The organism is Streptomyces sp. SID3343, from assembly GCF_009865215.1.
In the GTDB taxonomy this organism is placed as follows: Bacteria; Actinomycetota; Actinomycetes; order Streptomycetales; family Streptomycetaceae; genus Embleya.
The window spans coordinates 1-3869 of the sequence record NZ_WWJX01000055.1 but is presented as its reverse complement, the minus strand read 5'-3'; the positions used below and the strand labels follow the sequence as shown (position 1 = coordinate 3869).

The 3869-nt window shown below is 69.7% G+C and carries 3 protein-coding genes; all 3 read left to right on the top strand.

What is annotated here, in order from left to right; translation table 11 throughout:
• The first annotated feature begins 80 nt into the window (after positions 1 to 80).
• The 3 genes from GT354_RS02400 to GT354_RS02390 all read left to right on the top strand — a co-directional run bounded on the left by GT354_RS02400 (position 81) and on the right by GT354_RS02390 (position 3075).
• Positions 81 to 986, top strand: a complete 906-nt coding sequence (locus GT354_RS02400) for a sugar ABC transporter permease (RefSeq protein ID WP_161354487.1) — start codon at positions 81 to 83, stop codon at positions 984 to 986.
• Positions 987 to 1102: 116 nt separating this feature from the next.
• Positions 1103 to 1927: a carbohydrate ABC transporter permease gene (locus GT354_RS02395; RefSeq protein WP_237534296.1), complete on the top strand. Its 825-nt coding sequence runs from the start codon at positions 1103 to 1105 to the stop codon at positions 1925 to 1927.
• Between the two features lie 167 nt (positions 1928 to 2094).
• Entirely contained in the window at positions 2095 to 3075 is a 981-nt protein-coding gene (locus GT354_RS02390; protein ID WP_161354488.1) for a hydroxyacid dehydrogenase, read from the top strand.
• The last annotated feature ends 794 nt before the right edge of the window (positions 3076 to 3869 follow it).

The following is a 3869-nucleotide window of genomic DNA, read 5'->3' as shown; positions in this document are numbered from 1 at the left end:
GGGCGGCCCGCCGCCGCCCCACCGCCTCCGTGCGCCCGCGCAAACCCCGAACCGGGGGACCGCCACGAGGAAGCAGTTCCATGAACACACCCCTGGCCGCCGTACGTCGGCGCCGAAACGCCACCGCAGCGCTGTTTCTGACCCCCTTCTACATCCTGTTCATCGCCACCATGATCGTGCCGATCGGCTACGCGATCTGGCTCAGCCTGTTCACCGAGAAAACCTCGGGCCTGGGCTTCGGCGGGACCAAGCGGGTGTTCACCGGCCTCGGGAACTACGCCGACGCGTTGGGCGACGACGCCTTCCGTGAAGGCTTCATCTCGATCGGGCTGTACTGCGTGCTGTACATCCCGATCATGGTCGGCTCCGCGCTCGCCCTCGCGCTGCTGCTCGACTCGGCGCTCGCCCGGGCCCGTCGGTTCTTCCAGCTCGCGCTGTTCCTGCCGCACGCGGTACCCGGCATCATCGCCGCGCTGATTTGGGTCTACCTGTACACGCCCGGCCTGAGCCCGGTCGTGGACCTGCTCGAATCCGGCGGCCTGCACTGGGACTTCCTGGCCTCGGACACCGCCCTGTTCTCCATCGTGAACATCGCGACGTGGGAATGGATCGGCTACAACATGATCATCTTCTATGCGGCGCTCCAGGCGATCCCGCGCGAGGTGGTCGAGGCGGCCACCGTGGACGGCGCCGGTCCGGTCCGAATCGCGGTCTCGGTCAAGATCCCGATGATTCGCGCCGCCGTCGCGATGACCATGTTGTTCACCATCATCGGGTCGCTCCAACTGTTCACCGAGCCCTCCATCCTGAACGAGGCCAATCCCGCCGTCGGCAGCTCGTGGACGCCCAACATGTACGCCTACACGTCGGCCTTCCGCGCCAACGACTTCGGCCTGGCGGCAGCCGCCTCGGTCCTGCTCGCGCTGTTCGCCGCGGCACTGTCGTTCGGCGTCACCCGCCTGTCGTCCGGACGGAGGACCGCATGAGCATCACCGTCAACCAGCCGAGCGGCGCCGCGCCCGACGCATCCGCGTCCGCCGCGCCCAAGCCCTCGGCCAAGCCGCCGCGTCGCGCGCGCCAAGGCCGTACCGCCAACGCGGTGATGTCCAAGACCGCCGTCAACGGTGTCCTGATCCTGGTCACGCTGTACATGATGCTGCCGCTCGCGTGGCTGCTCATCGCCGCGACCAAGGACATGGGCGGCCTGTTCGGCGGCGACGGCTTCGCGTTCGAGGGGTTCCACCTCGCCGACAACGTCAAGGCCGTCAGCAACGAGAGCGACGGCATCTACTGGCGCTGGTATCTCAACAGCCTGCTGTACGCGGGCGTCGGCGCGGCCCTCGGCTCGTTCTTCAGCGTGCTCGCCGGCTACGCGTTCGACAAGTTCGACTTCCCCGGGAAGGAGAAGCTGTTCGGCGGCGTCCTGCTCGGCGTGCTCGTGCCCACCACCGCGGTCGCGCTGCCGCTGTACCTGCTCGCGTCCAAGGTGGGCGTGGTCAACACGTTCTGGGCGGTGTTCATCCCGGTGATCGTCAACCCGTTCGGGGTCTACCTGGCACGGGTGTTCAGCTCCGGATACATCCCGGGCGAGGTGCTCGAAGCCGCGCGGATGGACGGAGCCGGCGAGATCCGGACGTTCTTCTCGGTCGCGATGCCGATGATGATGCCGGGCTTCGTGACCATTTTCCTGTTCCAGTTCACCGCGATCTGGAACAACTTCTTCCTGCCTCTGGTCATGCTCTCCGACCAGAAGCTCTACCCGGTCAGCCTGGGCCTGTACTCGTGGAACACCAACGCGCACGCCTTCCCCGAGTTCTACCCGCTCGTGATCACCGGATCGCTCATGGCCGTCGTACCCCTGGTCGTCGCCTTCGTCTCGCTCCAGCGCCACTGGCGCTCCGGACTGTCCGCCGGGAGCGTCAAGTGACCAACGGCGCCACCTCGATCCCGACCAACCGAACAAGCCCCTCGTCGGCCGAGCCCTCCTCGGCCGAGACCAACCCCACCGCCATCCCCACCGCCAGCACCGAGACCGAGCGCACCGAGACACCTCGACCTGCCGCCGCCCGTCGTCGACCGCGGCTGCTCCTGGCGATGGCGCCGTCGGTCGCCGCCCGCATCCTCGACGCGTCCGCCCGCAGCCGATTGACGGCGCTGTCCGACGTCGATCTCGACCTGATCGCGGCGGACTTCACCACGCCCGAGGCTGCTGCCGCACTCGCCGAGGCGGAGGTGCTGTTCACCTGCTGGGGCAGTGCCAGGCTCGACGAGGCAGTCCTCGACGCCGCCCCACGCCTGCGCGCCGTGGTGCACGCGGCCGGATCGGTCAAGCACCACATCACCGACGCGTGTTGGGAGCGCGGCCTGATCGTCTCGTCCGGCGCCGCCGCCAACGCCAAGCCCGTCGCCGAGTACACCGTCGCGTCCGTGCTCCTCGCGAACAAGCGCGTCCTGCAGATCCGGGACGCCTACCGCACCGAGCGCCGGTCCGTCGACTGGGACGCCCGCTACCCCGGGTTCGGCAACTACCGCCGCACCATCGGCATCGTCGGGGCCTCGCGCATCGGCCGCCGAGTGCTCGAACTCCTGCGCCCGTTCGACTTCGAACTCCTGGTCCACGACCCGTACCTGACCGCGGATCAGGCAAACGCCCTGGGCGCTCGCGCGGTGGACCTGGACGAACTCGTCCGCAGCAGCGACGTGGTCAGTGTGCACGCCCCCGAACTGGCCGCCACCCAGCACCTCCTGGACTCCCGCCGGCTGGCCCTGATGCGGGACGGCGCCACGCTGATCAACACCGCGAGAGGCTCCCTGGTCGACCAGGCCGCGCTCACCGCGGAGTTGGTCACGGGCCGGCTCAACGCCGTCATCGACGTCACCGAACCGGAAGTCCTCCCCGCCGACTCCCCGCTGTACGACCTGTCCAACGTGCTCCTGACCCCCCACATCGCGGGCTCCCTGGGCGGCGAACTGAGCCGGATGGTCGAACACGCCCTGGACGAACTCGACCGCTACACCCGCGAACTGCCGTTCGCCCACGCCGTCGAGCCGGAAACCCTGATCCACTCGGCCTAGGTACTCGCCGGAACGATCTCGGCGTCGAGGCAAGCGAATCGGGCTCTCGACACCTCGACTCCGAGACCGTCCCGCCCAACCCCCGCTCGGTCGGGGGTGCCGCCGGTCGAGACACGGTCGCAGGGGTGGACACCGGAGGCGCGCCCGGCGTGTGCGGAGCCGGGAACCGCAGCGCAGCGACACGCACCGCCCCGCGCGGCGCGCGCGGCAGCGCCGCCGGGCACACACCAATCCGACGGTTCCGGCCTCGCGACCGCGGAGGGCGAGCGCCATCGCCGACAACGCGTGCCGGTACCGGAGGCTTTCGGAACCTCTCTCGGAGCCTCTTTCCGAACCTCCAGGCTACTCGGCTCCCTCGCCGTCGCCCCTGCCGTCACCGTCACCGTCGACGACCGCGCCCGGTGGGCCGACGGGGGACGCCTGTCCGGGTCTGTGTCGCCGAACGGTTCGCCCGAGCCGAACTCCTCCGGGTCCTCGCAACGCTGCTCCGCCGCCGATACTGCACACCGGCACATCGGCACATCGGCACATCGATCCCGCGCGGCCGGGTGCGCGAGGTGCCGGGTTTCGGACTCGGACCGAATCGGCTCCCGATGATCACGAACCGGGCGGGAACGAACGACGAGGAGACCGCCACGCGACGGCGAGACCGCCACACGACGCGGAGACCGCCACACGACGTGGTGACAAGGCCCGCTCCGGTGGGCGGTGGTGTGCTCGGGCCACCCGGCCCGGGCCGTCCGCGCGGCCGTGCACAGTAGGTGTCGCGGCGGGGGGCGTGGCAGGCGGGGCAG